22 protein-coding genes and 1 riboswitch are annotated in these 26,568 nt (G+C 74.0%); of the genes, 3 read left to right on the top strand and 19 right to left on the bottom strand.

Annotated elements, in window-relative coordinates; all coding sequences use genetic code 11:
- Nucleotides 1-40 precede the first annotated feature (40 nt).
- Nucleotides 41-1,123 carry an NAD(P)H-dependent flavin oxidoreductase gene (locus QP090_RS00585; protein ID WP_285936419.1) on the top strand — a complete coding sequence of 361 codons (1,083 nt, stop codon included), beginning with the start codon at nucleotides 41-43 and terminating at the stop codon, nucleotides 1,121-1,123.
- 9 nt (nucleotides 1,124-1,132) lie between these two features.
- On the opposite strand, the gene QP090_RS00590 is transcribed toward QP090_RS00585, so the two are convergent.
- Complete coding sequence (locus QP090_RS00590) at nucleotides 1,133-1,747, bottom strand: TetR/AcrR family transcriptional regulator (RefSeq protein WP_285936420.1); 615 nt, start codon at nucleotides 1,745-1,747, stop codon at nucleotides 1,133-1,135.
- 69 nt (nucleotides 1,748-1,816) lie between these two features.
- Between QP090_RS00590 and QP090_RS00595 the strand changes: the two genes are divergently transcribed.
- A complete protein-coding gene (locus QP090_RS00595) occupies nucleotides 1,817-2,422 on the top strand; it encodes a peroxiredoxin-like family protein (protein WP_285936421.1) in 606 nt (201 codons plus the stop codon).
- Here QP090_RS00595 and QP090_RS00600 read toward each other — a convergent pair.
- The 7 genes from QP090_RS00600 to QP090_RS00630 form a co-directional block, all read right to left on the bottom strand.
- Nucleotides 2,380-4,188, bottom strand: a complete 1,809-nt coding sequence (locus QP090_RS00600) for an MFS transporter (RefSeq protein WP_285936422.1) — start codon at nucleotides 4,186-4,188, stop codon at nucleotides 2,380-2,382. The genes QP090_RS00595 and QP090_RS00600 overlap by 43 nt on opposite strands.
- Before the next feature lie 139 nt (nucleotides 4,189-4,327).
- Nucleotides 4,328-5,335: an aldo/keto reductase gene (locus QP090_RS00605; RefSeq protein ID WP_285936423.1), complete on the bottom strand. Its 1,008-nt coding sequence runs from the start codon at nucleotides 5,333-5,335 to the stop codon at nucleotides 4,328-4,330.
- 99 nt (nucleotides 5,336-5,434) lie between these two features.
- The gene (locus tag QP090_RS00610; RefSeq protein ID WP_285936424.1) at nucleotides 5,435-6,250 is read right to left on the bottom strand and encodes a Clp protease N-terminal domain-containing protein; all 816 of its coding nucleotides are present in this window, start codon (nucleotides 6,248-6,250) and stop codon (nucleotides 5,435-5,437) included.
- Nucleotides 6,251-6,431: 181 nt separating this feature from the next.
- The gene (locus QP090_RS00615; RefSeq protein ID WP_285936425.1) at nucleotides 6,432-7,376 is read right to left on the bottom strand and encodes a CaiB/BaiF CoA transferase family protein; all 945 of its coding nucleotides are present in this window, start codon (nucleotides 7,374-7,376) and stop codon (nucleotides 6,432-6,434) included.
- A gap of 3 nt (nucleotides 7,377-7,379) precedes the next feature.
- Nucleotides 7,380-8,555 carry an acyl-CoA dehydrogenase family protein gene (locus tag QP090_RS00620; protein WP_285936426.1) on the bottom strand — a complete coding sequence of 392 codons (1,176 nt, stop codon included), beginning with the start codon at nucleotides 8,553-8,555 and terminating at the stop codon, nucleotides 7,380-7,382.
- A 41-nt stretch (nucleotides 8,556-8,596) separates the two neighbouring features.
- Nucleotides 8,597-9,424 carry an enoyl-CoA hydratase/isomerase family protein gene (locus tag QP090_RS00625; protein WP_285936427.1) on the bottom strand — a complete coding sequence of 276 codons (828 nt, stop codon included), beginning with the start codon at nucleotides 9,422-9,424 and terminating at the stop codon, nucleotides 8,597-8,599.
- Between the two features lie 71 nt (nucleotides 9,425-9,495).
- On the bottom strand, nucleotides 9,496-10,209 hold the full coding sequence (locus tag QP090_RS00630; protein ID WP_285936429.1) for a GntR family transcriptional regulator: 714 nt from the start codon (nucleotides 10,207-10,209) through the stop codon (nucleotides 9,496-9,498).
- Nucleotides 10,210-10,318: 109 nt separating this feature from the next.
- Here QP090_RS00630 and QP090_RS00635 point away from each other — a divergent pair, with 109 nt between their 5' ends.
- Nucleotides 10,319-11,470 (top strand): acyl-CoA dehydrogenase family protein, encoded by a 1,152-nt coding sequence (locus QP090_RS00635; RefSeq protein ID WP_285936430.1) that lies wholly within the window; start codon nucleotides 10,319-10,321, stop codon nucleotides 11,468-11,470.
- A gap of 50 nt (nucleotides 11,471-11,520) precedes the next feature.
- Here the strand turns inward: QP090_RS00635 and QP090_RS00640 are convergent, their stop codons facing one another.
- The 11 genes from QP090_RS00640 to QP090_RS00690 all read right to left on the bottom strand — a co-directional run bounded on the left by QP090_RS00640 (nucleotide 11,521) and on the right by QP090_RS00690 (nucleotide 26,454).
- Entirely contained in the window at nucleotides 11,521-12,321 is an 801-nt protein-coding gene (locus QP090_RS00640; protein WP_285936431.1) for an HTD2 family dehydratase, read from the bottom strand.
- Nucleotides 12,318-13,472: a CoA transferase gene (locus QP090_RS00645; RefSeq protein WP_285936432.1), complete on the bottom strand. Its 1,155-nt coding sequence runs from the start codon at nucleotides 13,470-13,472 to the stop codon at nucleotides 12,318-12,320. Before QP090_RS00645 ends, QP090_RS00640 begins: the two co-directional genes overlap by 4 nt.
- Before the next feature lie 182 nt (nucleotides 13,473-13,654).
- Entirely contained in the window at nucleotides 13,655-14,830 is a 1,176-nt protein-coding gene (locus QP090_RS00650) for an NADH:flavin oxidoreductase (RefSeq protein WP_285936433.1), read from the bottom strand.
- A 7-nt stretch (nucleotides 14,831-14,837) separates the two neighbouring features.
- On the bottom strand, nucleotides 14,838-16,001 hold the full coding sequence (locus QP090_RS00655; protein WP_285936434.1) for an acetyl-CoA C-acetyltransferase: 1,164 nt from the start codon (nucleotides 15,999-16,001) through the stop codon (nucleotides 14,838-14,840).
- Nucleotides 16,002-16,025: 24 nt separating this feature from the next.
- Nucleotides 16,026-16,643: a TetR/AcrR family transcriptional regulator gene (locus tag QP090_RS00660; RefSeq protein ID WP_285936435.1), complete on the bottom strand. Its 618-nt coding sequence runs from the start codon at nucleotides 16,641-16,643 to the stop codon at nucleotides 16,026-16,028.
- A gap of 10 nt (nucleotides 16,644-16,653) precedes the next feature.
- Complete coding sequence (locus QP090_RS00665) at nucleotides 16,654-17,433, bottom strand: SDR family oxidoreductase (protein WP_285936436.1); 780 nt, start codon at nucleotides 17,431-17,433, stop codon at nucleotides 16,654-16,656.
- A complete protein-coding gene (locus tag QP090_RS00670; RefSeq protein ID WP_285936437.1) occupies nucleotides 17,430-18,635 on the bottom strand; it encodes an acyl-CoA dehydrogenase family protein in 1,206 nt (401 codons plus the stop codon). Before QP090_RS00670 ends, QP090_RS00665 begins: the two co-directional genes overlap by 4 nt.
- 54 nt (nucleotides 18,636-18,689) lie before the next feature.
- Nucleotides 18,690-19,973: a glycosyltransferase gene (locus tag QP090_RS00675; RefSeq protein ID WP_285936438.1), complete on the bottom strand. Its 1,284-nt coding sequence runs from the start codon at nucleotides 19,971-19,973 to the stop codon at nucleotides 18,690-18,692.
- Nucleotides 19,957-22,851 (bottom strand): bifunctional glycosyltransferase/CDP-glycerol:glycerophosphate glycerophosphotransferase, encoded by a 2,895-nt coding sequence (locus QP090_RS00680; protein ID WP_285936439.1) that lies wholly within the window; start codon nucleotides 22,849-22,851, stop codon nucleotides 19,957-19,959. The genes QP090_RS00675 and QP090_RS00680 overlap by 17 nt, the downstream gene beginning before the upstream one ends.
- 243 nt (nucleotides 22,852-23,094) lie before the next feature.
- Nucleotides 23,095-23,877: a CHAP domain-containing protein gene (locus QP090_RS00685; RefSeq protein ID WP_285936440.1), complete on the bottom strand. Its 783-nt coding sequence runs from the start codon at nucleotides 23,875-23,877 to the stop codon at nucleotides 23,095-23,097.
- 12 nt (nucleotides 23,878-23,889) lie between these two features.
- Nucleotides 23,890-24,027, bottom strand: a riboswitch (cyclic di-AMP (ydaO/yuaA leader).
- Nucleotides 24,028-24,528: 501 nt separating this feature from the next.
- Nucleotides 24,529-26,454, bottom strand: a complete 1,926-nt coding sequence (locus tag QP090_RS00690; protein ID WP_285936441.1) for a PP2C family protein-serine/threonine phosphatase — start codon at nucleotides 26,452-26,454, stop codon at nucleotides 24,529-24,531.
- Between the last annotated feature and the right edge of the window lie 114 nt (nucleotides 26,455-26,568).

Here is a 26,568-nt window from a genome sequence, read left to right on the forward strand (position 1 = left end):
GGAGGGGCGCGGCGCCCCGGAAGCGAACGGGAGACACAACGTGAGCGCGGACGGCCGGCAGGTCCTCGACACGCCGCTGACGCGGCTGGCCGGGGTCCGGCATCCCGTCGTGCAGACGGGGATGGGCTGGGTGGCGGGGCCGCGGCTGGTGACGGCGGTGGCGAACGCGGGCGGGCTGGGGATCCTGGCGTCGGCGACGATGACGCTCGACCAGCTCGCCGAGGCGATCCGGGAGGTCAAGGAGCGCACCGGCGAGCCGTTCGGGGTGAACCTGCGGGCGGACGCGACCGACGCGGGCGACCGGATCGACCTGCTGATCAAGGAGGGCGTGAAGGTCGCCTCGTTCGCGCTGGCGCCGAAGCGGGAGCTGATCGCCAAGCTGAAGGACGCGGGGCTGGTGGTGGTCCCGTCGGTGGGCGCCCGCCGGCACGCGGAGAAGGTCGCCGCGTGGGGCGCCGACGCGGTGCTGGTGCAGGGCGGCGAGGGCGGCGGGCACACCGGCGCGGTCGCGACCACGCTGCTGCTGCCCCAGGTGGTGGACGCGGTCGACATCCCGGTGATCGCCGCCGGCGGCTTCTTCGACGGCCGCGGCCTGGCCGCGGCGCTGGCCTACGGGGCGGCGGGCGTGGCGATGGGCACGCGCTTCCTGCTGACCTCCGACAGCTCGGTGCCCGAGGACGTCAAGCAGGTCTACCTCGGCACCGGCGAGACCGTGGTGACCCGCCAGGTGGACGGCATGCCGCACCGGGTGCTGCGCAGCGAGCTGGTCGACACGCTGGAGCGGTCGGGGCGGGTCGGCGGGCTGGCGCGGGCGGTGCGCAACGGCGCGCGGTTCAAGAAGCTGTCGGGGATGTCGTGGCGGGCGATGCTCGCCGACGGCAGGGCGATGAAGCACGGCAAGGACCTGTCGTGGTCGCAGGTGCTGATGGCGGCCAACACCCCGATGCTGCTGAAGGCGGCGATGGTGGACGGCCGTCCCGACCTCGGCGTGATGGCCTCCGGCCAGGTGGTCGCGGTCATCGACGACCTGCCGACCTGCGCGGAGCTGATCGACGGGATCGTCGCGCAGGCGGCCGAGGCGATCGCGGCGCAGGGCTCCCACCTGGCGCGCCCGGCGTCCTGACCCGGCGGGTCAGGCGCCGGCGAGGCCGGCGAGGACGACGGCCAGGCCCCGGCGGAACTCCTCGTCGGCCGGGACGCGGCGCGCCCGCGCCGCGGTCTCGGCCAGGAACGGGAACTCGGCCGGGGGCAGCGCCGCCATGGCCTCGGTGCCCGCGCCGGACAGCGGGCCGAGGTGCTCGAGCTGGATCGCGCCGTTCAGGTAGCCGAGCAGGCTGCGCAGCGCGACGACGCGGCGCTCGCCGTCGAAGCCGGCGCGGGTGAGGACGCCGAGCAGGGACTCGGACCAGCGCAGCAGGCCGAGCGCGCTCTGCCGGTGCGTCATGGTGAGCGGGACGACCTCGGGGTGGGCGCCGAGGGCTGCGCGCATGCGTCCGACCAGCTCCTCGACCTGGCCGGTCCAAGACGTACCGGGCGGGGGCGTGACGTCGACGGCGCCGAGCACCAGGTCGATCACCAGCCCCTCGAGCTCATGCCGGTCGTCCACGTAGCGGTAGAGCGACATGGCGCCCACGCCGAGGCGGCCGGCGACCGCCCGCATCGTCAGGGCGGCGAGCCCCTCGCGGTCGATGAGGTCGAGCGCCGCGGCGGCGATCTGCGGGTGGGTGAGGGAGCGCGGGCGGGGCATGGCTTGACAGCGTACGGCATACGCCTATTCTCGTAAGCGTATGACGTACGCCTACGAAGGAGCCGCCCGATGAACGCATCCGACAGGCTCGGCCCCGGTTCGGTGGTCCCAGCGCGCGAGCTCGAGTCCGTGACCGGTGCGCCGGCCCTCGTCCCGGACGGGGAACACCTCGTCCATCTCCAGTTCCGCCGCTTCGCGGGCTGCCCGATCTGCAACCTGCACCTGCGGTCGGTGGTCCGGCGGCACGACGAGATCGAGGCCGCGGGCGTCCGGGAGGTCGTGGTGTTCCACTCGTCCGCGGGCGAGCTGCGCGAGCACGTGGCCGACCTGCCGTTCGCCGTCGTCGCCGATCCGCGCAAGCGGCTGTACGCCGAATTCGGCGTCGAGGCGGTGCCCCGCGCGCTGCTGCATCCGCGCGCCTGGTGGCCGCTGCTCCGCGCGGTCACCGAGGGCACCTGGCGGATCGCGCGCAAGCTGGACCGCGCGCCCGCCGGCCTTCCGGAGAACGGGCGGTTCGGCCTGCCCGCCGACTTCCTCATCGCGCCCGACGGCGGCGTGGCCGCCGCCAAGTACGGCGAGCACGCCAACGACCAGTGGCCGGTGGACGAGATCCTCGCCCGCGCCGCCGAGTCCTACGGGTCCGCCCGGCCGGTCAGGACCTCGACACGGGCTTGACGGTCCTGTACCGGGGCGACCCGCCGGTCCCCGGTCTCGTGGACGGGCCGCGCCGCGTGGGCAAGCTGAGGGGCGACGCCCAGCGGAAGGGTGTCGTGCGGGTAGGGGGCGTCCGGGCGGGTGGCGTGCGGATCGGTGTTCCGTGTCCCGGGTGGCGCCGGCCGGTGGCCGGAGACGAGCATCACGTACTCGGCCGTCGCGAGCACGGCGAGCGCCAGACCCGGCAGGGTGCCGGCGTCCGGCCCGGCCGCCACCGCCCACGCGGTGCCGGCCAGGCCGGCGGCGACGGCGCCGGGAAGGGCGAACCAGCGGGCGAACGCGCCGGGCCGCCCGCCGCGGGCCGCCGTGACGGCGCCGTACAGGAGCATGGCGGCCAGCAGCCCGAAGCCCGCGAGGTTCACCGGCGTCGCGGGCAGGCCCGCGACGCCGAACCACACGGTCCCGACGACCGGGACCCCGGCCGCCTTCAGCACGACGAGGCAGCGCAGGCGCACTCGCGCGGCGGCTCCGCCGCCCCGGCCGGGCGCCTCGGGGGGCCAGGTCGTCCGGTGGATCGCGGAGGGCACGTTCACGCCGGCGCCCGGGGTCGTCCAGACCGGACGGGCCGGGCCGCGGGTGCGGCGGGCGATGAGGGGCCCGCCCACCGCGCTGAACAGCGCCGGGGCGAGCAGCACGGCCAGTCCCGCCCGCATGGACGACGCCCCGGCGACGAGCGAGATCAGCACCGGCCCGAGCATCAGCCCGCTGTAGCCGAGGGTGCCGGTGCGGGCGATGGCGGCGCTCTCCTGGCGGGGGGCCGCCGTGCCCGCGAGGGAGAACGCCAGCGGGCCGACCGTGCAGACGGCGACCCCCATCAGGGCGAAGCCGGTGAGCGCGATGGCGGGGCCGCCGCCCGCGAGGGTGAGGGCCACCGCCGCCGCCGTGGCCGCGCCCGCGATGGCGAGCAGCGCGGGAGCGCCGATCACCGAGCGCAGCCGGTCGCCGCACAGGCGGCCGGCGAGCATGCCCGCCCCGAACACCGGATGCCCGAGTGCGGCGAGCGACTCGGCGGTGCCGCGGGTGTCGCGCAGGTAGAGCGCGCTCCAGTCGGCCACCGCGCCCTCCACGAGCAGGGCGCAGAACGCCAGCACGCCGATGACCGGCACGATCCTGGGAAGCCTGCCGGGCCGGGCCGGGCGGACGATCTCCCCGGTGGCCGCCGCGTCGTCCCGGATGTAGGTGAGCCCGAGGGCCACCGCCGCGGGCGCGGCCACCACGGCGGTGGCGGCGAACGTGGCGGGCAGGCCCAGCCCGGCGAGGACGGCCGCGAACCCGGTCAGGCCCCCGGCCAGCGCGCCGAGCGACCAGCAGGCGTGCATCCCGTTCATCACCGGCCGTCCCGAGGCGCGCTCCACGGCGCTGCCCTGCGCGTTGACCGTCACCTCGGCGGCGCCGAACGCCGCTCCGAACACCACGACCGCGGCCAGCAGCAGCGGGTAGGACGGCGCCTGCCCGCAGAGCCCGAGACCCGCCGCCGACAGCGGCAGCGCGACGCGCAGCGCGACCCGGCTGTCGCGCCGGGCCATCAGTCGGCGGAGCGCAGCCATCCCGGCCAGCGCGGCCACGCCCCAGACCACGATGACCAGCCCGACCTGCCGGGTGGACAGCTCGTGCGCGGTCTGCAACGCGGGCAGCCGCGTGTTCCACACCCCGGTGAGGAGCCCGGCCAGGAGAAAGGCGCCGCCGGTGCCCAGGCGGGCCCTTCGCAGCACAGGTCGTCCGATCATGCCCGGTGGGACCGGCCCTGGGCCCGCCGGGTTCGCGGCCGTCCGTTCAGAACGTTCGGTACGGCCTCGGACCCGGGCCTTCAGCCCTCCTCGCGCCGCACGTCCGCGCCGCCGAACCGCGGGGTCGTCGCGGCGCGCGTCAGTACCGGCTGCCCACGGGCGCGGGGACGGAGTCCAGCTCGGACAGGTCCGCGGCGGTCAGGTCGAGCTCGGCGGCGCCCGCGTTGTCGCGCAGGTAGCGGGACTTCTTCGTGCCGGGGATCGGGATGACGTGCGGGCCCTGCGCGAGCGTCCACGCGATCGCGACCTGCGCGGGCGTGGCGCCGTGCCGCGCGGCGACGGCCTTGACGACGTCGACGATCCGCAGGTTGGCCTTGAGCGCCTCCTCCTGGAAGCGCGGGTTGCCGCCGCGGAAGTCGGAGTCCTCGAAGTCGGCCGCGGTGACGGTGCCGGTGAGGAAGCCCCGCCCGAGCGGGGAGAACGGGACGAAGACCGCACCGTTCCCGGCGCACCAGGCGACGACGTCGCCCGGCCCCTCCCCCGCGGTGGCGTCGCCGGGGAAGGCCCCGGTCAGGCCGCCGGGCGCGCCCAGCGCGTCCCTGGTCCACAGCGACAGCTCGGACTGGATCGCCGCGACCGGGTGGATCGCGTGCGCCTCCCCGGCCTGGGCGGCGCCGACCTCCGACAGGCCGAGCCGCCGGACCTTGCCCTCGGCGACCAGCTCGGCCATCGCGCCCCAGGTGTCGGCGAGCGGGACGGCGGGGTCGACCCGGTGCAGGTAGTACAGGTCGATCACCTCGGTGCCGAGGCGGCGCAGGCTGTCCTCGGCGGACCGCTTGACGTGCTCGGGCGAGCCGTCGCGGCGCATCGCCTTGGTATGCAGGTCCTCGACGACCAGGCCGGTCTTGGTGGCGATCACCGCTTCGTCGCGGCGGCCCCGGACGGCGCGGCCGACCAGGGTCTCGTTGTGCCCGTCGCCGTAGGGCTGGGCGGTGTCCAGAAACGTGACGCCCAGGTCGAGCGCCTCGTTGATCAGCTCCACCGAGGCCGTGTCGTCGCGCTCGGACTCGCTGTAGGCCCAGCTCATCCCCATGCAGCCGAGTCCGACCGCGCCGACCGGTGTTCCTGCGAAAGTGCGGGTCCGCATCGTGCTCCCTCTCGTTCGTCCTGTGCCTCGATGGTCCTGGACACACAGGGAATCAGGCAGAGCCGTCTTATCCTGGGCGTGGCGCCACCCCCCTGGGCGTCAGGCCGCGCCGGTCCGCCCTTCGAGGCGCTCGAGGCGCTCGAGGCGCTCGAGGCGCTCGGCGAGGGGCTGGAGCTCCTGCCGGATGAGGGCGGTGACCGCCTGCATGGCCTGCGCCGCCTGCGCGGGTCCGCCCGCCGCCGCTTCCCCGGCGGCCTGGGTCTGGGCGCGCAGGTGCGTGTAGCCCATCAGCGCCGACTCCACGGTGCGGCGGACGGTCTTGGGCTCGGCGCCGAGGTCGCGCAGCACCTGCCCGGCCGCCCCGTCCGGTTCGGCGACCAGCCCGAGAAGCAGGTGCTCGCAGCCGATGTAGTTGTGCCCGAGCGCGATGGCCTCGTTCGCGGCGAGCTTCAGGGCGGCCGACGCGGCGTCGCCGAACCGCAGCCCCGGCCCTTCTCCGGGCCCGGTCGCGGCCTCGCCTCCAGCGTCGGCGGCGCGCGGGTCGCCGGTCCGCGCGTCCAGGTTCCGCCGGACGCGGGAGGGCTCGATCTCCAGGACGTCCAGGACGCGCAGGGCCAGGTTGCCCTCCTCGGCGAGGACGCCTGAGAGCAGCGCCGCGGTGCCGACGGGGACGCCCTCGTCCGCACCCGTCCGGGCGATCGCGCGGGCGAGGGCGGAGCGGGCGCCCCCGGTGAAGTTCGGGAGCAGTTCGGCCAGGTCCGCGGTGGCGAGGTCGGTGAGCGCCACCGTCCTGATCGCGGCGATCCGCCTGACGGCCTGCTTCAGGGCCCGCTGGCAGACCGCCGACGCGGGCACGCCCGCGTCCTTGACGGCCTGGGCCAGCTCGTCGGGCAGATAGATGTTGATCTTGGGCATGACGGCCTCCACAGCACGGCGAAGATATGTAACCCCATACATAACCCCATAGTGGGGTTATGTTCAAGGCCAGGGTCGCGGAGACCTTTCCGGTGGCTCGTCCCGGTCAGGCCGGCGACCAGCCGGGCGAACCCCGGATCACCCGGGAAACGCGCCGCGTCAGCGCGGTAGCGGCCGTCGCTCAGGCGACGGCACCGGAGGCGCGCAGCCCGGCGATGGTCTCGGCGTCGTGGCCCAGCTCGGCCAGCACGGCGCCGGTGTGCTCGCCGAGCGCCGGGACCGGGCCCATCCTCGCCTCGGCGCCCGCGAACGTGATCGGCGGCAGGATCGCGCGGACGCCGCCGACCGGCGAGCCGACCTCGCGCCAGCGGTCGCGCTCGGCGAGCACCGGGTGGTCGATCAGGCCGTGGCCGTCGTTCAGCGACGCGTTCGGCACCCCGGCCTCGTCGAGCCGGCGGAGGAGCTCGGCGCGGCCCATCCCGGATGTGGCGGCGCCGACGGCGGCGTCGACCGCCGCCCGGTTGCGGACCCGCGCGACGTTGGTGGCGTACTCCGGATCGCCGACCAGTTCGGGACGCCCGAGCACGCCGGTGGCGAGCGCGGCCCAGCCCCGGTCGTTCTGCACGCCGATGACGACGTCCGGGCCGTCGGCGGTCGGGTACCTGTCGTAGGGCGCGATGACCGGATGGCCCAGCGTGGCGCGCGGCGGCGGCGCGCCGGTGTACATCGTGGTGTACATCGCCTGGCCCATCCACTCGGCGACCGCGTCGAACATCGTGACCTCGATCGCCGCGCCGGCGCCGGCGCCGGTGGTGCCGCGCCGGACGAGCGCGGCGAGCGCGCCGGAGAAGGCGTACATCCCGGCGGCGATGTCGGCCAGCGGCGAGCCCGCCTTGACCGGCGTCTCGGGCGTCCCGGTGACCGAGATGAGCCCGGCCTCGGCCTGGACGAGCATGTCGTAGGCGCGCGCGAAGTCGCCGCCGTCGACCCGCTCCACCTTGACGACGCGGGCGCCGAGGTCGGCGAGCTGGCGGGTCGCGAACGGCGCCGCGACCGCCTGCTCCAGCGCGACGACGGTGATCCCTTCGAGAGGCAGCGCGGAGCCGCCCGCCGGGGCCGCGGTCATCGTTCAGCCCTCCAGCAGCCGGCGGCCGATGATCATCTTTTGGATGTCGGCGGTGCCCTCGCCGATCAGCAGCATCGGCGCCTCCCGGTAGAGCCGCTCGATCTCGTACTCCCTGGAGTAGGCGTAGCCGCCGTGGATGCGGAAGGCGTCCTCGACGACCTCCTTGCAGTACTCGCCGGCCAGGTACTTGGCCATGCCCGCCTCCAGGTCGTTGCGCTCGCCGGAGTCCTTGCGGCGCGCGGCCATCACCATCATCTGGTGCGCCGCCTCGACCTTGGTCGCCATCTCGGCGAGCCGGAACAGCACCGCCTGGTGCTCGGCGATCGGCTTGCCGAACGTCTCGCGCTGCCGGGCGTAGGCCAGGCCCAGCTCGTAGGCGCGGCGCGCGACACCGCAGCCGCGGGCCGCGACGTTCACGCGGCCGACCTCCACCCCGTCCATCATCTGGTAGAAGCCCCGGCCCGGGGTGCCGCCGAGGACCTGGCCGGCGGGGATCCGGTAGGAGTCGAAGAGCAGCTCGGTGGTGTCGACGCCCTTGTACCCCATCTTGTCGATCTTTCCGGGGACGGTCAGGCCGGGCGCGACCTCCCCGAAGCCGGGCGTCTTGTCCACCAGGAAGGCGGTCATGCCCCGGTGGCCGGCCGCCGGGTCGGTCTTGACCAGGGTGGCCACCAGGTTCGCCGAGCCGCCGTTGGTCAGCCACATCTTCCGGCCGTCGATCACGTAGTCGCCGCCGTCGGGCACCGCGCGGGTCGTGATCGCCGACACGTCGGAGCCGCAGTCCGGCTCCGACATCGAGAACGCGCCGCGGATCTCGCCGGTCGCCATCCGCGGCAGGTAGTGCGCCCGCTGCGCCTCGGTGCCGTGCCGGGTGATCATCCAGGCGACGATGAAGTGCGTGTTGACGATGCCCGACACGCTCATCCAGCCGCGCGAGAGCTCCTCCACGGCGAGCGCGTAGGTGAGCAGCGACTCGCCGAGCCCGCCGTGCTCGGTGCCGATCATCAGCCCGAACAGGCCGAGGTCCCGCATCCCGTCCACGATGGCCTGCGGGTACTCGTCCGCGTGCTCCAGCTCGGTGGCGACCGGGAGGATCTCCTTGTCCACGAACGCGCGCACCGTCGCGACGATCTCGCGCTGCTCGTCCGACAGTCCGTGGGTCTGCTGCAACCTGCTCATCCGTCACCTTCCTGCGGCCTGCGAGTCGGTCGGGGGGCGGCTTAGCGGCCCTCGAAGCGGGGCGTCCTGCGTTCGGCGAACGCGGCGCGGCCCTCGGCGAAGTCGGCGGTGCCGAACAGGACGGCCTGCTCCTCGCGCTCGGCCTCCAGCAGTCCCTCCAGGCCGTGGCCGCCGCGGGACAGGACCCGCTTGGCCGCCGCAATCGACAGCGGCGCCAGGGCCGCGGCCTCGGCGGCGCGCTCCAGCGCGACGTCCAGGGCGGCGCCGGGCGGGGCGAGGGCGTCGGCGAGGCCGATCTCGTACGCGCGGGCCGCGGGGACGGTCCGCCCGAACAGCAGCATCTCCCTGGCGCGGCCCATCCCGACGCGCCGCGGCAGCGTCCAGAGCAGCCCACCGTCGGCGACCAGGCCGATCCGGCCGAACGCGGCGACGAAGCGGGCGTCCTCCGCGGCGACGACATGGTCGCAGACCGCGGCGAGCGAGACGCCCAGCCCGGCGGCGGCGCCCTCGACGGCCGCCACGACCGGCTTCCCGCACTCGGCGATGAGCCGGACCGCCTCGTGCACGGGGCGCAGCCGGCTCCGGACCTCGTCGGCGCCCGCACCGTCCATGGTGCGGACGTCACCGCCCGCCGAGAACGTCCCGCCGGCGCCGGTGAGCACGATCGCCCGCACGGCGGGGGCGTCGACGGCCTCGCGGAGCCGGTCGAGGAGCTGGACGCGGGTGGCCATGTCGATCGCGTTGCGCGCTTCGGGACGGTCGATGGTGAGCACGCGGACGGCCCCGCCGTTCGCGACGGGGCGGTCGGCGACGGACACGGGGCGCCGTTCCCGGTCCCGCTCGCCTGCCCGTTCCTGTTCGCGCGCCATGATCCCTCCTGGGCAAATTTTTTATACGATATGAGGAAACGGTGACGGCGCGGAAGGGGGCGGCGGCGACTTCAGCCGGCTGGGGGCCGCCGGTCGCCCGGCGCGTCCCAGAAGCCCTGCGCCTCCAGGTGCACCACCAGCAGCGTTCCGGCGTGCCGGATGTGGGCGCGCATCGCGTGCCTGGCCGCCTCGGCGTCGCCGCTGCGCAGCGCGGCCAGCACCAGGTGGTGGTCGTCGACCGACGCCTGGGGCCAGCCGTGGATGCTGGAGTAGAAGCGCCGCGGCGCGTACCGCACCACGAGCTGGAGCAGCCAGGACGTCTTGGGCGAGCCCGCGGACTTGTTGATCACCCGGTGGAACTGGTGGTTGGCGCGCTCGATCGCCTCGGGGTCCCGCGCCCTGGCCGCCTGTTCGAGCTGGTCCTGGGTCCGGTCGAGCGAGGCCAGGTCGTGCTCGGTCACGCGCTCGGCGGCGCGGGCGGCCAGCTCGCCGGCGAAGTAGGCCTGCGCCTCGAACAGGTCCTGCACGTCCTGCCTGGACAGCGGGGCCGGCATGAACCCGCGCCGGGGCTCCAGCGTGACGAACCCCTCGCCGCGCAGCGACAGCAGCGCCTCGCGCACCGGCGTCACGCTGATCCCGAGGTCGTCGGCGATCCGCTCCAGGCGGAGGAACTCCCCGTGCGCGACCTGGCCGGACATGATGAGCTCGCGGACGTAGGCGGCGACCTCGTCGCTGAGCTGCGGCCTCCGGCCGAGGGCCTGGTCACCGGATCGGGCCACTGTCATCGTCTCCCCGGGATCGCGTGGTCGTCACATTATGGAGGGGGCCGGCGACCGACACGTCAAATTAAATATATGAAACACTCCAGAACCGTCACCGGGAGGAGCCCATGCCGTGTTCAGGCTGACCGAGGAGGAGCGCGCCATCACCCGCGTCGTCGCGGACTTCGTCGACCGGGAGGTCCGGCCCGCTGCCCGCGGCCTGGAGCACGCCGACGAGTACCCCGCGCACCTCATCGGGCGGATGAAGGAGCTCGGCGTGTTCGGCCTGGCGGTGCCCGCGGCGTACGGCGGGACGAGCGTCTCCAAGCGCTGCTACGCCCTGATCACCGAGGAGCTCGCCCGCGGCTGGATGAGCCTGGCCGGCGCGTTCGGCGGCCACACCGTGGTGAGCCACCTGCTCGCGGTGTTCGGCACCGAGGAGCAGAAGCGGCGCTACCTGCCCCGGATGGCGACCGGCGAACTGCGCGCCACGATGGCGCTCACCGAGCCCGCCGGCGGGTCCGACCTCCAGGCGATGACCACCACGGCCCGCCGCTCGGGCGACCGCTACCTGGTCGACGGCGCCAAGATGTGGATCACCAACGCCCGCCGGTCCGGCCTGATCGCGCTGATGTGCAAGACCGACCCGGACGCCTCGCCACGCCATCGCGGGGTGAGCATCCTGCTGATCGAGCCGGGCCCCGGGATGACGGTCTCCCGCGACCTGCCCAAGCTCGGCTACAAGGGTGTGGAGAGCTGCGAGCTGTCGTTCGAGGACCACGCGGTGCCGCTCGACGCGGTCCTCGGCGGCGAGGAGGGCCGCGGCTTCGCCCAGATGATGCGCGGCCTGGAGGTCGGCCGGATCCAGGTCGCCGCCCGCGCCCTCGGCGTCGGCCGGGCCGCGCTGGAGGACTCCCTGCGCTACGCGCAGGAGCGCGAGGCGTTCGGCCGGCCGATCTGGGAGCACCAGTCGATCGGCAACTACCTCGCCGACATGGCCACCCAGCTCCGCGCCGCCCGGCTGCTCACCCTGGACGCCGCCGAGCGGCTCGACTCGGGCGAGCGCTGCGACATGGAGGCGGGCATGGCCAAGCTGTACGCCTCGGAGGCGGCGATGCAGATCGCGCTGAACGCCGTCCGCATCCACGGCGCCGCCGGGTACTCCACCGAGTTCGACATCGAGCGCTACTTCCGCGACGCTCCCCTCATGATCGTCGGCGAGGGGACCAACGAGATCCAGCGCAATGTGATCGTCAAGCAGCTCATCGGCCGCAACCGCGTCTGAGCCCGGCCCTGCCGGCCCGGGGCGCGGCGGCACGGCCCCGGGGCGCGGCGTCAGGCGAACGTGGCGGTCATGGCCGTGGCGCCCGGGGCCTCGATGGCCAGCGCGCCGTCCGGCGAGCCTGCCGCGACGAAGGGCCGGCCCGCGTAGACCGGCCGCTGGGCGCGGAACGACAGGGCGCGGGCCCGGTGACCGGCACGGCGCGGAAGTTCCAGGCAGAGCATCGCCAGGAGCGGCCCGTGCACGACCAGGCCGCCGTGCCCCTCGATCTGGGTCGCGTACGCCTCGTCGTAGTGGATCCGGTGGGCGTTGTAGGTGAGCGCGCTGAAACGGAACAGCAGCACCGGGTCCGCAGTGATGGGAAGCGTCCACGGGGCTTCGGGCACGGGGGACTCATGGGATACCTGCGCCGGGCGGGAGACCGGGTCTCCGCTCCGGTACACGAGGTCCTGCTCCTCCACCGCGACCTCATCGCCGTCACGGACGAACGTGTGCCGGACGGTGACGAAGAGCAGTTCGCCGCTGCGTCCCCGCTTGAGGGCGGTGGAGGCCAGCTCGGCGCGGCGCGTGATGGTGTCGCCGTAACGGATGGGGCTGTGCACGGTGAAACGGCCCCCGGCGAACATGCGGCGGCGGTTGGGGACGGGCGGCAGGAAGCGTCCCTCCAGGGGATGCCCGTCCGGACCGAGCTCGTGCTGGGCGGGACGCTCCAGGAAGTGGAGCCACTGCCAGAGGGGCGGCAGCTCGTCCGCCGGGGCCGCGACGTCCAGGACTCCGGCGAGCGCGATGGACGGTGCGGTGCCGATCAGCTCGGTGGTCTCCGCCGGCTCCGGGGCCCAGCCGCCGATGTTCACCCGACCACCCCCTTCGCGCGCAGGGCGGCGGTGTCCAGGCCGAGGGCGGCGAAGACGTCGGTGGTGTGCTCGCCCAACCGGGGCGCAGGCGCGTGGCTCCGGTCGCCGGTGTCGAGCGGCGAGGCGGGGGCGCGGAGGCGGCCGACGCCCGGCTGGTCGATCTCGCCCATCAGCGGAGCGCCCTCCAGGTCGATCTCCGAGAACCGCTTGTACGGCGCGAACAGCACCGAGGTGCCCGCGAACGCCGCCTCGGCGTCCGCCAGGGACCGCGCGGCGAACCACGGCTCGACCAGGGAGGCCAGGGTCTCGCGGTGCCGGTACCGGTCGCCGTCGGTGCCGAAGTCGGCGCCGAGGAGGCGTTCGAGCTCGGTGACGGTCGCGGTCAGGCCGGTGGCGCGGCACAGGTCGGTGAAGTGGCGCCGGGTGAGCGCGACGACCATGACGCGCGCGCCGTCGGAGAGGGTGAAGTCGCGGCCGAAGCCGCCGAAGAGGTGGTTGCCGATCCGGGGGCGCTCCCGCCCGAGCTGGGCCTCGGCGAGGAAGCCGAGATTGCCGGCGGTGGCCAGGGCCACGTCGTAGAGCGGCAGCTTGATCTGGGCGCCCTCGCCAGTGCGGGCGCGGCGCCGTTCGGCGGCCAGCAGGCCGACGGCCGCATACAGGCCGCACGCCACGTCCCACGCGGGCAGGACGTGACTCACCGTGCCCGCGTGCTCAGCTGGACCGGTGACCAGCGGGAAGCCGATCTCGGCGTTGACGGTGTAGTCGACCGCGGCGGTGCCGTCGTGATGGCCCTGGATCTGGAGGTGGATCAGGTCGGGCCGGGCCCCGGCGAGGCTCTCGTACCCGAGCCAGCCGCGTCCCACCGCGTTGGTCAGGACGATCCCGGCGTCGGCGGCGAGGCGGGTGACGGCGTCGCGCCCCTCGGGCGAGCGGAAGTCGGCGGTGACCGAGCGCTTGCCCTTGTTCATCCCGGTCCACATCAGGCTGGTGCCCGAGGGGGCCAGCGGCCAGCGGCCGAGGTCGGCCGAGCCGCCGATCGGGTCGACCCGCACGACGTCGGCGCCGAGCTGGGCGAGGGTCATCCCGCCGAGCGGCGCGGCGACGAAGCTGGAGATCTCGACCACCCGCAGCCCCTCCAGCAGGGCCGCCATCAGGCGGCCCGTCCGGCCACCGCGGCGCGGCCCCGGCCGCCGCGGGCGCACGGCGTCCCGCCGGATCGCCCCACCTCGCTCATACCGACCACCCTTCTCATATATTTCATACGATTATGCCTCAGCGGAGATCCCGGCGGAGCGCGCAGGTTCCCGGCACAGCAGGTCGGTAGAACAGCGGGTCAGCGGGGCGGGATCAGGGGGCAGTGCGTGCCGGTGTAGATCGTGGGCATGCAGCGGTTGCAGTGGACGCACAGCGACGGGGTGGACGGGTCGGCGGCGATGCGGGCGACCAGATCGGGCTCGCGGAGCAGCGCGCGGCCCATCGCCACGAACTCGAAGCCCTCGGCCATGGCTTGGTCCATGGTGGCGCGGGTGGTGATCCCGCCGAGCAGGATCAGCGGGAGGTCCAGCTCGGCGCGGAACCGGCGGGCGTGCTCCAGCAGGAACGCGTCCTCGTACGGGTAGGCGCGCAGGAACCGCTTGCCGAACAGGCGGATCCCGAGATTGAGGGGCTGCTTGAAGTTGGCGGCGAACTCGGGGACGGGGGCGTCGCCGCGGAACAGGTACATCGGGTTGAGCAGCGAGCTGCCCGCGGTGAGCTCCAGGGCGTCGACCAGGCCCTCGTCCTGGAGCCACCGCGCGACCTGGAGGCTGTCGTCGACCTCCAGTCCGCCGCGGACGCCGTCGCGCATGTTGAGCTTGGCGGTGACGGCGATGCGGTCGCCGGCCTCCTCCCGCACGGCGCGGGCGATGCCGAGGGCGACCTTGGCCCGGTTGGCCAGGCCGCCCCCGTACTCGTCGGTCCGCCGGTTGAGCAGCGGGCTGAGGAACGAGCTGGCCAGGTAGTTGTGCCCGAAGTGGATCTCGACCGCGTCGAAGCCCGCCTCGATCGCCAGCCGGGCCGCCTCGGCGTGCGCCCGGGTCACCCGGGCGATGTCGGCGGCCGTGGCGGCCCGGGTGAAGCGCATCCCGAGCGGGTTGAAGAACCGCCCGGCCGACAGGCCGGGCAGCCCGTTGGAGCTCGCGTCGGCGACCGGCCCGGCGTGCCCGATCTGCGCGGCGGCGGCGGCGCCCTCGGCGTGCACGGCCTCGGTCAGCCGGCGCAGCCCGGGGACGGCCTCGGGCCGCATCCAGAGCTGCCGCCGCTCGGTGCGGCCCTCGGGCGCGACCGCGCAGTACGCGACCGTGGTGAGGCCCACTCCCCCGGCCGCCGGCCGCCGGTGGTACTCGATCAGCTCGTCGGTGACCAGGGCGTCGGGGGTCATGCCCTCGAACGTGGCGGCCTTGATGACCCGGTTGCGCAGCGTGATCGGCCCGAGCCCGGCCGGGGCGAGCACGTCGGGGACGGCGCTCACGGCCGGTTCAGAGCCGCTCGATGACGGTGACGTTGGCCTGGCCGCCGCCCTCGCACATGGTCTGGAGCCCGTACCGCCCGCCGGTGCGCTCCAGCTCGTGCAGGAGCGTGGTCATGAGCCGCGCGCCGGTCGCGCCGAGCGGGTGGCCGAGCGCGATGGCGCCGCCGTTCGGGTTGGTGCGCTCGGGATCGGCGCCGGTCTCCTTCAGCCAGGCGAGCACAACGGACGCGAACGCCTCGTTGATCTCCACCGCGTCGAAGTCGCCGATCTTCATGCCGGTCTTCTTCAGCGCGTGCGCGGTGGCCGGGATCGGCGCGGACAGCATCCGGATCGGGTCCTCGCCGCGCGCGGACAGGTGGTGGATCCGGGCGCGCGGGGTCAGCCCGTGGTCCCTGACGGCCTGCTCGGAGGCGACGAGCAGGGCGGCGGCGCCGTCGGAGATCTGCGAGGACACCGCGGCGGTCAGCCGGCCCCCGTCGACCAGGGTCTTCAGGCCCGCCATCTTCTCCAGGGTGGTGTCGCGGCGCGGCCCCTCGTCGGTGGTGACGCCCTCGTAGGGGGCGATCTCCCGCTCGAAGCGGCCCTCGTCGATCGCGCGGATCGCGCGCCGGTGCGAGGCGTAGGCGAACGCCTCCATGTCCGCGCGGGACAGGTCCCAGTCGCGGGCGATCATCTCGGCGCCGCCGAACTGCGACACCTCGCCGTCGCCGTAGCGGGCCACCCAGCCCTTGGACCCGACGAACGGGCCCTGGTCGAAGCCGAGCGGCTCGGCGGCCGTCATCGCATACCCGATCGGGATCTGCGACATGTTCTGCACGCCGCCCGCCACGACCAGGTCGGACGTGCCCGACAGCACGGCCTGCGCCGCGAAGTGCACCGCCTGCTGGGACGAGCCGCACTGCCGGTCGATGGTGACGCCCGGGACCTCCTCGGGCAGCCCGGCAGCCAGCCAGCAAGTGCGGGCGATGTCGCCGGCCTGCGGCCCGAGGGTGTCGACGCAGCCGAACACGACGTCGTCGACGGCCGCCGGGTCGACCTTCGACCGGTCCATCAGCGCGGTCAGCACGTGCGCGCCGAAGTCGGCGGGGTGCACCGCGGCGAACCCGCCGCCGCGCCGTCCGACCGGCGCGCGGACGGCTTCGACGATGTAGGCCTCGGCTCTGCCAGCCATCAGGGGGTCTCCTTCGTACGGGGGCTAGCTCGCCTGGATCCCTTCCAGGACCATGGCGAGGTACTGCTTGGCGATGTCGTCGGCGGACAGGCGCCCGCCGTGCTGGTACCAGTTCGCCGCGACCCAGACGGTGTCGCGGATGAACCGGTAGACCAGCGTCCGGTCGAGGTCGGCGCGGAACGCGCCCTCCTCGACGCCGCGGGCCAGCAGCGAGGTCCACATCTCCTCGAACCTGCGGTGCGAGTCGAGCAGGTAGTGGAACCGCTCGCTGTTGGCCAGGTGCTTGGACTCGTTCTGGTAGAGCACGACGGCGGGCCGGTGCCGGTCGATGGACCGGAACGACTCGGCGACCAGGGCCTCCAGGGTGTCGCGCGCGCCGAGCCCGGCGCCGAGCACCCGGTCGTAGGCGGCCCACATCTCGTCGAGGAACGTCGAGAGGATCTCGTCGGCCATCGACTCCTTGGAGTCGAAGTGGTAGTAGAGGCTGCCGCCGAGGATCCCGGCGGCATCGGCCACCTTCCGGACGGTGGTGGCGGAGTACCCCTGGGAGGCGAACACCTCGGCGGCGGTGGCGAGCAGTTCGGCCCGCCGCTGCCCGCGGGCGGCGGCGGTGCCCTCGGCGTCACGCCGTCGTGGACTCATGGATTGTTCCTCAGGCCCTCTGGCTGGATACGGAGACGACCTCGCCGGTCATGTACGAGGAATAGTCGCTGGCCAGGAAGACGATAACGTTGGCGACCTCCCAGGGCTCGGCGTAGCGGCCGAACGCCTCGCGGCGGGTCAGCTCGTCCAGCAGGTCCTCCGAGGTCACCTTGACCAGGTGCGGGTGCATGGCCAGCGACGGCGACACCGCGTTGATCCGCACGCCGTGCTCGGCGGCCTCCAGCGCGGCACAGCGGGTCAGCGCCATCACCCCGGCCTTGGCGGCGGCGTAGTGCGACTGGCCCCGCTGCGCCCGCCACCCGATCACCGAGGCGTTGTTGACGATCACACCGGCGCCCTGGTCCCGCATGATCCGCAGGGCGGCGCGGGTGCAGCGCATGGTTCCGTTGAGGGTGATGTCCAGGACCCGGTCCCACTGCTCGTCGGGCATGTCGACCAGGTCGGCGGTGCCGCCGAGCCCGGCGTTGTTGACCGCGACGTCGATCCGGCCGAACCGCTCCACGCCGAGCGCGTAGAGCGCGCCGACCTGCTCCTCGGAGGTGACGTCGCAGGCCAGCGCGGCGACCCGGTCCGCGCCGAACTCCTTCTCCAGCGCCTCCCGGGACTCGCCGAGGCGCCGCTCGTGCGCATCGGAGATCAGCACCCGGGCGCCCTCCTCCAGGCAGCGCCGCGCGGTCGCGCCGCCGATCCCGGCGCCGGCCGCGGCGGTGATCACCACGGCCCGGTCGGTCAGCAGCCCGTGCCCGGGGACGTACGGCGGTGGCGTCATCCGCGCGCCTCTCTCGGTAGGCCGAGCACGCGCTCGGCGATGATGTTGCGCTGGATCTCGTTCGACCCGGCGTAGATGGTGTCGGCGCGGGAGAACAGGAACAGCCGCTGCCAGTCGCTCAGGTCGTACGGCTCGCCGTCGGCGACCAGGCCGGCGGTGCCGAGGACGTCCATCGCCAGCTCGCCGAGCTCGCGGTGCCAGGTGCCCCACACCAGCTTGGAGATCGACGACTCGGGGCCGGGCGCCCCGGCGGCGACGCCGGCCATGGTGCGGGTGGCGTTCAGCCGCATGATCTCCAGGCCCGCCCAGGACCGGGTGAGCCGGTCGCGCAGCAGCGGGTCGTCGATCGCGCCGGTCCGGCGGGCCAGCGCGATGACCCCCTCCAGCTCGCGGCGGAACCCGACCTGCTGGCCGAGGGTGGCGACGCCGCGCTCGAACCCGAGGGTGGCCATCGCGATCTTCCAGCCCTCGCCGGGCGCCCCGACGATGTTGGCCGCCTCGGTACGAGCGTCGTCGAAGAACACCTCGTTGAACTCCGAGGTGCCGGTGAGCTGGACGATCGGGCGGATGTCCACCCCGGGGGACGTCGTGCCCGCGCGCGCGCCGGCCCTCATCGGGACCAGGAGGTAGGAGAGGCCGTGGTGGCGGGTCGAGCCGGGTTCGGTGCGGCAGACCACGAAGCACCAGTCGGCCTCGACCGCGAGGGAGGTCCACACCTTCTGGCCGTTGATCCGCCACTCGCCGCCGTCCAGCTCGGCGCGGGTCTGCACGTTGGCGAGGTCGGACCCGGCGTCGGGCTCGGAGTAGCCCTGGCACCACAGTTCCTCGACGGCGACGATCGGCGGCAGGAAGCGCGCCTTCTGCTCGGCGGTGCCGAAGGCGATGATCGTGGGGCCGAGCAGGTTCTCGCCGATGTGGCCGACGCGGGCGGGGGCGTCCGCGAGCGCGTACTCCTCGTTGAAGATCACCTGCTGGGCCAGGCTCGCGCCGCGTCCGCCGTGCTCCTCGGGCCAGCCGACGCAGGTCCAGCCGGCCGCGGCGAGGTGCCGTTCCCAGGCCAGCCGCTCCTCGAACGCCTCGTGCTCGCGGCCGGGGCCGCCCAGCCCGCGCGCGTGCGCGAACTCGCCCGACAGGTTGGCCTCGAGCCAGTCGCGCACCTCGGCCCGGAAGGCCCGGTCCTCGGGGGTCTCGTTCTGGTTCACGAGGCGCACTCTACCAAACAGTTGTTAGAAAGAACCGCGACGGCCCGGCCTCGGTCAGGCGGGGCCGGTCTCGGCGCCGAACGCCGCCGCCGGGTCGACGACCGGACGGCCCGCGCCCGACCGCTCCCCGGCCGAACGCCGCGGGGCCCGGCCGGGGAGCGGTTCGGGGACGCCGGCGGGCGGCTCGCGGTGGAGCAGGTCGAAGAGCCGCTCCCAGCGGCCGAGCACCCGATCGGGGTGGTAGCGCAGCACCGAGACGCGCGCCTCGGCGCCGAGAGTGCGGCGCAGCGCGGCGTCCCCGATCAGCCGGTCCAGGGCCGCGGCGAACGCGACGGTGTCGCCGGGCGGCACCAGCAGCCCGCTCGCCCCGTCCTCCAGCAGTTCGCGGACGCCGGGTGCGCAGTCGAAGGCCACGGTGGGAAGCCCCTGGGCCATCGACTCCAGCACCGACATCGGGAATCCCTCGTCGCGGGAGGGCAGCGCGAACACCGACGCGCCGCCCAGCGCCGCCCCGACGTCGCCCGTCACACCGCGGAACTCGATCGAGCCCCCCAGCCCGGCGGCCTCCGCGCGGTCGATCAGGGCCGCCTCCTCGGGGCCGTCCCCGTACACGCGCAGCCGCCAGCGCGGATGCCGGGCCGCGACCTCCTCCCACGCCTCCAGCAGCAGGTCGACGCCCTTCTCATGCGCGAGCCGCCCCACGCAGGCGACGACCGGCGCGTCAAGCGGGGCGGCGGGGCCGGGCAGGACGTGCAGCGGATTGGGCATGTGGTCGGCATTGGACATCCCGGCCCTGGCCCAGGCGTCGGCGTCCTCGGCGGTGAGCGCGAGGAACCGGTCGGCGCAGGCGTAGTGCTCGCGCACCCGCGCGTACCGGGTCGAGCGCCGCGTCGCCCGGTACGACTCGTGCGACATGCCGACGATCTTGAGGCCGGTGGTGTCGGCGTGCCGAACCCACTCCATCGCCCACACCTGCGCCACGATCACGACCGCGCCGGGCCGGGCCGCGCCGAACAGCGACGACAGCCGCGCCGCGCCCTGCCGCATCGCCGCGGTGCGCCACAGGTCCCGCGCCCGCGCCCGGACGTTCATCCGCTGGCGGACCGACCCCGGCCGCCACGCCAGGGCCGGAGGATGCCACGCGTCGTGCAGCGCCACCACCGAGTAGGAGCCGCCGCGCTGGTGCCGGTGCCGCTCCGGGGCGTGTGTGACGCCGACGAGGGTGACCTTGGCGCCCCGGGAGGCCAGCAGCCCCGCCAGGTGATGCGCCCACCGCTGGAGGCCCCCCATGGCATCGGTGTTGTTGCAGACGATGAACACGTCACGCGGTACGGCCACGTTCGCCCCTTCCAGGAAAGTGCCGTTGAGGAGTGCGCCGTTCTGGGAAGTACCGGTCCACCACGGTGCGGGCGGCGGTGCCCCGGTCGTGCTCGCCGAACCGCCGGACGAAGTCGCGGCGCCGGCCGGCGTGGGCCGCGCCGCCCGCGTCCAGGCCGGCGAGCGCGGCGACGAGCTCGTCCTCGGTGCGGGTGATCGGCCCCGGCGCGTACCGGGCCAGGTCGAAGTAGCCGGTGCCGAGGTCGGCCTCGTCCGGCAGGTGGAAGACCATCGGCCGGTCGAGCAGCGCATAGTCGAACATGATCGAGGAATGGTCGGTGATCAGGGCGTCGGCGATCAGCAGCAGCAGGGTGACGTCGGGGACGCCGCCGGCGTCCCGGATCGCGTCGAGGGCGCCGGGCGGGACGTCGATCCGGGTCAGGTAGTGCGGGCGGACCAGCAGGACCAGGTCCTCGCCGAGGTCGCGCGCGAACCGCACCGGGTCGATGGGGAGGCCGGGCCCGGTGGCGGGCCGTCCGCCCGCGCCGTGCCGGAACGTCGGGGCGTAGAGGACGGCCCGGCGCCCGTCGTCCAGCCGCAGCGCGCGGCGGAGCGCGGCGACCTCCGCGGCCAGCTCGGGGTCGCCGCGGGCGCCGGTGACCAGCGGGTCGTTGCGCGGGTAGCCGGCCGGGAGCAGCTCGGCGCGGACACCGAGGCCCTTGGCGAGGGTGCCGGCGTCGTGCCGCGAGCGGATCAGGAAGCAGTCGTACCGGCCCACCATCCGGCGCAGCCTGGCCTGCTCCGCCGGGGTGCCGCCCTTGATCTTGGGCTGGTCGAAACCCATCGGCTTGAACGCCGACCCGTGCCAGGTCTGGATGTAGGTGGTCCCGCGGCGCTTGCGGAGGCGGTCGGGGAAGCCCTGGTCGTCGATCCAGAACTCGGCCCGCGCGAGCGCGAGGTAGTACGCCCACGAGCCGCGGCGGACCAGCCTCGCGCCGGACGGGAAGCCCCGGGTGCCCGCGCTGTGGGACCAGACGGCGCGGACCGGGCGGCCCGACCGGCGCAGCTCCCGGTAGATGTACTTGGGGTTGCCGGCGTAGTGCCGCCCGAGGTGGCTCTCGAAGACCGCCGAGCCGGCGCGGACCGGCAGCCGGGTCAGCACCCGGTTGAACACGGTGGTCTTGGTCGTCCGGGCGGTCGCGGCGCGGCGCGCGGCCAGCGCCGACCGCCGGACCCGCGCCCAGCCGCGCCGTCCCACCGCGCTCGCGGCGGCGCGGTGCACCAGCGCCCGGGTCGTCCGGGCCCGCCGGCCGCCGCCGTCCAGGGTGAAGGCGAGGTGCCCGGCCTCGGTGACGTAGGAGCTGAGCCGGTCCGCCGCGAGCCGGGTCAGCCGGGGCCGCACGGGCAGGGCCACCCCGTCGAGCGGCGGCGAGCCCGTCCCGTCGCCGGGACGGGTGACCATCTCCTGGCCGTCCACCCGGATCCGGAGCCGGGTGTCCCACACCGGGTCGGCGAACCCGAGCGGCCGGACCCGGCGCACCGGGTCGAAGTCGGCCGTCCACTCCAGCCGGTCCCCCACCCGCGCGACGCGGGCGCGGGCGCGGGCCGCGCGCCCCGGGCGGCGCCGGTCGTACAGTTCCAGCGACCCGGTCAGCCGCGCGCCGGGCGGCACCCGGCCGAGCGGGTTCATCACGTGGCCGGCCAGGTGCGCCCGGCCGCCGCGCAGCTCCAGGGCCGTGACGGTGTTGGCGGGGCGGAGCTCGTTCAGCGGGCGCAGGTGGAAGCCGAGGCCGGTGACGTCCAGGACGGGGTGGCCGGACGGGTCGGGCATCGTCCCGCCCCAGTAGACGCGGCCGTCCAGCTCGACGAGGTCGGCGCGGATCTCGTGCTTCCTGCTCCGCCCGTACTCCGCCGCCGCGAGCGCGCCCGCGTGGTCGCCTTCGCGCACCAGGTAGGCGGCGATCGCCGGCATCGCGTTGGCGGTGTCGAACACGCGCGGGTCCAGGTCGGCCAGGTAGCCGGCCGCCAGGTCCAGGACGCGCGACTGGTGGCCGGGGTCGCGGTTGCGCAGCTCGCGCAGGTACAGCAGCAGGTCGTGGTTGACGAACTTGGCGTCCTTGGCGAGCTTGAGGTCGGCGGCGCCGTGCCGCCGGAACAGCGCGTCGATGCGCCGGTGGATCGCCAGCCGGTCGGCGAAGTTGGTGAGCTCGGCCCGCCGGTTGGTGATCGACTGCTCCCCCGCGCGCCGTTCCACCAGCCAGTTGTAGACGCGGTGCGGGATCAGCGCGGTGCGTCCGGCAGCCAGGTACGCCTCGGCGGTGAACAGCAGGTCCTCGTAGTTGAGCCGTTCGACGAAGCGGAGCCCCTGGTCCTCCAGGAACCCGCGCCGGTACGCCTTGTTGGTCGACAGCGTGTCGTAGAGCAGGTCCGGGTTCTCCGGCAGCGACCCGTACACGGCCCTGCGCTCGTAGAGCCACGGATACCAGGGGCGCACGCGCTTGGTGGCGCGGTCCAGGTGGATCCGGGCGCACAGCCCCGACACCAGGTCGGCGCCGGTGTCCTCGGCGGCGGCGACGAGGTTGAGGCAGGCGTGCCGGTCCAGGGTGTCGTCGCTGTCGAGGAACATCAGGAACCGGCCGGACGCGTGCTCGATCCCGACGTTGCGCGGCCGGCCGCAGCCGCCCGAGTTGGCGGGCAGGTGCACCGCGCGGATCCGGCCCGGCAGGCCGGCGGCGAACCGGTCGGCGATCTCGCCGGTGCCGTCGGTGCTGGCGTCGTCCACGATGACGGTCTCGACGCCGCCGAGGGACTGCCCGAGCACCGATCCGACCGCCCGCGGCAGCCGTAGCGCGTCGTTGTAGGCGATCACCACGACGCTGACATCCGGGCGCGCCCGCATCGGCCTCCCTCCGCACGTCCGTCGTGCCGTCATTCCTTTCCAGGAAGCGCGGGGCGGAGGTCCAAGCCGGCCTCAAAACCTGTCGATGATTCGCATCGGCCGACAATGCCGCTGGATCGGGAAAGGCCCCAGGAATCCCTCCGGAGCCGCCAGGCCCCAGGAACGCCGAAGGGCGCCCGCCATGCGGCCGGTACGGCCTGGCGGGCGCCCTGTTGGCGCGGGAGCGGTGACGCGGGAGCGGGCTTACTTGGCGTAGTCGGGGTACCCGTACCCGACGACCTGGGACTTGCTCCGGACGTGCTTCTGCACGGCGTCGGAGGTGTTGCCCTCGACGGTCTTGATCGTGCCGTCGCCGTTGTCCTTGGCGACGACGCCGACGTGGTCGATGTCGCCGATCTTGCCCTTGGAGCCCTTGTCCCAGTCGTAGAAGACGATGGCCCCGGGCTTGGCGGTGTCGCCCCAGCGGCCGGTCTTCTTCAGCCAGCTGGCGTGCTCGACGGTGTAGGCGTCGAAGCCCATGTTCTTCACGCCGAGCTGCGCGCCCAGCCAGGAGACGAACATGTTGCACCACTGGGCGCCGTTGTACTCGGCGACCTTGCCGCCGTCACGCTTGGCGGTCTGCTTCGCGGCGGGGGACGAGACGTACCAGTCGTGGAACTTGGTCTGCCCCTTCTTCCCCTCCTTGATCCCGACCTGCTTCTCGGCCAGCTTGATCACTTCGCTGGACTTCACCGCGCGGGGGGCCACGGAGTAGCCCTCCTGGGCGGCCTTCTGCTTGGACATGGTGCCGATCTTGGGGGCGCTCTTGGCGGCGCTCTTGTGGGCGCTCTTGGCCTTGGCCTTGGCGGGCGGCCCGGCCATCGCGGCGGCCTGCGCGGCACCGGTGGCTGTCCCGGCGGTGGCCTCGTCGCCGGACACGCCGGTGGCGACCGCGAACCCGAGGGACCCGGCGAGCACGGCGCCGACGGCGACGCCGGCGGCGAGCTTCTCGGTGGGCAGGAAGTTCACACTGTTGCGCTTGGGCATGCTGACGATCTCCTTGTCTTCCATTGCGCCTACCGGGTTAGCTGACGGATTCGGGCGTGGAAGTCGCCCTACGGCACGCGCTGGGCGCGCCGATTCACCCCTGGAAAGTTGGGTCCCCGGTTCCCGTCCCCGTGGTGGCGGACGCGGATTCGGCCACGGGCACCGCGGAGGCGGTGCCGGCTGTCGGATTGATCTCGTGAGAGATGAAGCGCGGAACAATGGGGCCGCGCGCCGCGGGCACCCAGGCTCCGCGGCCGCCGGTCACGTCTGAGCACGACCGGCCACAACGCATGGAACGCGCTGCGAGATTTGAATAGAAGGTATCAACCTTCTCATGAAAAGCAAACCGGGCACCAAGGTCCCCCTCAGGTCCCTAAAGCCTGCTCTATAGGACACCAACAGACCGGCCCCGCCGCCCCTTCCCGATCGCGCGGGTTCCTTCCCGGAAATCCGATCAAGGGGAGGCCCGCAGAGGCGCGACAAGGCCCGGAAGGCGCCCGGACAAAGGGGTTTCGCGAGTTGGACCGCAGCCTCGAAGCCGCCCGCGGGCGCCATTTTTTACCTGAGCGGCCCGGCCGATTCTTTACCTTGGCGGTGACGGGCGCCACACCCGCCGCCGCCATTCCTTGATCGAGGCCGGCGCCGGGGCCGTCAGTGCACCCGGAGGGCGAACATCGTGGTGTCGTCGGCCGCCCGGTCGTGCTCCATCCGGTCCAGCACCTGGTCCAGGACCGGCTCCGGCCCGTCCGCGCAATCCTGCAAGATCTGGGTCAGGCGCTCGATCTGCGCGTCGATGTCGGCCTCCCGGCGCTCGACGAGGCCGTCGGTGTAGAGGAAGATCAGATCGCCGGGGAGCAGCCGGGTGGTGAACGTCGCGTAGTCGTACCCGGGGACGGCGCCGAGCAGCGGATCGGGGTCGATGCTGAGCTGGGCGGCCTGCCCGTCGCGCACCAGGATGGGCGGCGGGTGCCCGGCGCAGGCCCATTGCAGCACCCGCCGGGAAGAGTCGTAATGGGCGACGACGCAGGTGCCGGTGGCCGCGTTCAGATCGCCGACCAGCTCGTTCAGCCACGCGACGAGGCGTCCGGGCGGGCGGCCGGTGTAGGCGAGGCCGAGGAAGCCGTTGCGGGTCCGCGCCATCGCCGCGGCGGCCTGGAGACCGTGCCCGGCGGCGTCGCCGATGGCGAACAGCCCGCGGCCGTCCGACAGCGCCCGGGTCGCGAACCAGTCGCCGCCGATGCGCGCGGCGCTCTCGGCGGCCAGGCTGCGGACCTCGATGCCGAGCCCCGGAAGCGGCTCCACCTCGCGGTCGTCGGGCAGGATCGCGCGCCGCAGCGTGACCGCCACCCGCCGCTCCTGTGCCGTGCGGGCCTGCTGCCGCAGCATCTGGCGGCGGGTCTCGGCGAGCGCCTGCTCGACGCCGCGCCGCCGGGTGATGTCCTGCGAGACGACGTTGATCGAGACCGGCAGGCCCGACTCGCCCAGCACGGGCTCGATGAACACCCACAGGTTTCGGCGCTTGCCGTCGGGGGTCGTCACGCGGTGCTCCACCTCCACCGGCTCGCGGCGGGAGAACAGTGTCTGGAACGCCTCCTCGACCAGCGGCACGTCCTCATCGGTGACGAGCTTGGACAGGTCGTCCGACTCCGGCGGCTTGTTACTCGGGTCCTGGAGGTAGTTGGCGGCCATCTGCGGCGTCCACTCGGCCTCGCCGGTGACCAGGTCCCACTCGCCGAAGCCGATCTGGGCGAGCCGCTCGACCCGTTCGAGACGGCGCCGGACCCGGTCCTCCTCGTGGTAGTAGTGCCAGGTGACGCAGACCCCGGTGGGCACCGCGACGCACCGCGCGCTCATCCGGGACGTCCGGGCCAGGCCCTCCTGCGCGGTGGAGAACACGAACGGCTCGCGGCCGTAGGGCCTGCCGGTCTCCAGCACCTCGGTGTAGGCCGCGAACAGGCCGGTCAGCGCGGTCCCCGGGTCGGTCCGCAGCAGCCGGAGCCCGGTCAGCTCGGCGGCGCCGCGGCCGAACAGGTCGCGGGCGGTCTCGTTGAGCTCGGCGTACAGGAAGTCCACGACCCGGCCGCCGTCGTCGCGCACCGGCACCAGGTGCGCGGCGCTGTCGGACGAGCCGTCCAGCACCGCCCGCGCCACCTGGTCGGCGGGGAGCGCGGCGATGATGTCGGCGTCGCCGCCGGTGTCGACCGCGGTGACCTGCCGCAGGATCTCCCGCGCGGCGGGCGTCTCGGCCTGCTCGGCGTTGGTCAGGTGGGCGCCGGCCCGCTCGACGGGGCTCGGCGCGGGCGCCTCCGCGCCGGTGAGGTCCCAGGCGCTCACCGGGCTCTCACCGCCCCGCACGCCGACGACCAGCGCCGCCGCCTCACCCAGGTCGAGGTCGAGGTCGCGCGCCAGCCAGATCAGATGCTGGAGCGCCTCACCGGGCGGGACGCCGAGGCGCCCGGCCAGGACGACCCGCGCCTCGGCGAGCATCGCGCGGTCGTGCGCCGCGCCCCGCAGATCGGCCAGTTCCGGTGCCGTACCCGGTTCCGGGTCCGGCCGCGTGTCCCGAGACTCCGTCACCCTTCTCCCCCATCCGGCATTTCATGCCCCCGGAAGAAGAAAGGTACATAGGCCCGAGTAGGGCCTTTCTCATTATCTTCATTCTCAGTCCAGATCTTTGCCCCGGTTTTTCGT

The organism is Actinomadura xylanilytica (genome assembly GCF_030283145.1).
In the GTDB taxonomy this organism is placed as follows: domain Bacteria; phylum Actinomycetota; class Actinomycetes; order Streptosporangiales; family Streptosporangiaceae; genus Spirillospora; species Spirillospora xylanilytica.

Coding starts and splice junctions, on each gene's coding strand:
- QP090_RS00590 (WP_285936420.1), bottom strand. CDS start 1,747: ATGCCCCGCCCGCGCTCCCTCACCCACCCGCAGATCGCCGCCGCGGCG.
- QP090_RS00595 (WP_285936421.1), top strand. CDS start 1,817: ATGAACGCATCCGACAGGCTCGGCCCCGGTTCGGTGGTCCCAGCGCGC.
- QP090_RS00600 (WP_285936422.1), bottom strand. CDS start 4,188: ATGATCGGACGACCTGTGCTGCGAAGGGCCCGCCTGGGCACCGGCGGC.
- QP090_RS00605 (WP_285936423.1), bottom strand. CDS start 5,335: ATGCGGACCCGCACTTTCGCAGGAACACCGGTCGGCGCGGTCGGACTC.
- QP090_RS00610 (WP_285936424.1), bottom strand. CDS start 6,250: ATGCCCAAGATCAACATCTATCTGCCCGACGAGCTGGCCCAGGCCGTC.
- QP090_RS00615 (WP_285936425.1), bottom strand. CDS start 7,376: ATGACCGCGGCCCCGGCGGGCGGCTCCGCGCTGCCTCTCGAAGGGATC.
- QP090_RS00620 (WP_285936426.1), bottom strand. CDS start 8,555: ATGAGCAGGTTGCAGCAGACCCACGGACTGTCGGACGAGCAGCGCGAG.
- QP090_RS00625 (WP_285936427.1), bottom strand. CDS start 9,424: ATGGCGCGCGAACAGGAACGGGCAGGCGAGCGGGACCGGGAACGGCGC.
- QP090_RS00630 (WP_285936429.1), bottom strand. CDS start 10,209: ATGACAGTGGCCCGATCCGGTGACCAGGCCCTCGGCCGGAGGCCGCAG.
- QP090_RS00645 (WP_285936432.1), bottom strand. CDS start 13,472: ATGGCGGCCCTGCTGGAGGGGCTGCGGGTGGTCGAGATCTCCAGCTTC.
- QP090_RS00655 (WP_285936434.1), bottom strand. CDS start 16,001: ATGGCTGGCAGAGCCGAGGCCTACATCGTCGAAGCCGTCCGCGCGCCG.
- QP090_RS00660 (WP_285936435.1), bottom strand. CDS start 16,643: ATGAGTCCACGACGGCGTGACGCCGAGGGCACCGCCGCCGCCCGCGGG.
- QP090_RS00665 (WP_285936436.1), bottom strand. CDS start 17,433: ATGACGCCACCGCCGTACGTCCCCGGGCACGGGCTGCTGACCGACCGG.
- QP090_RS00680 (WP_285936439.1), bottom strand. CDS start 22,851: ATGCGGGCGCGCCCGGATGTCAGCGTCGTGGTGATCGCCTACAACGAC.
- QP090_RS00685 (WP_285936440.1), bottom strand. CDS start 23,877: ATGCCCAAGCGCAACAGTGTGAACTTCCTGCCCACCGAGAAGCTCGCC.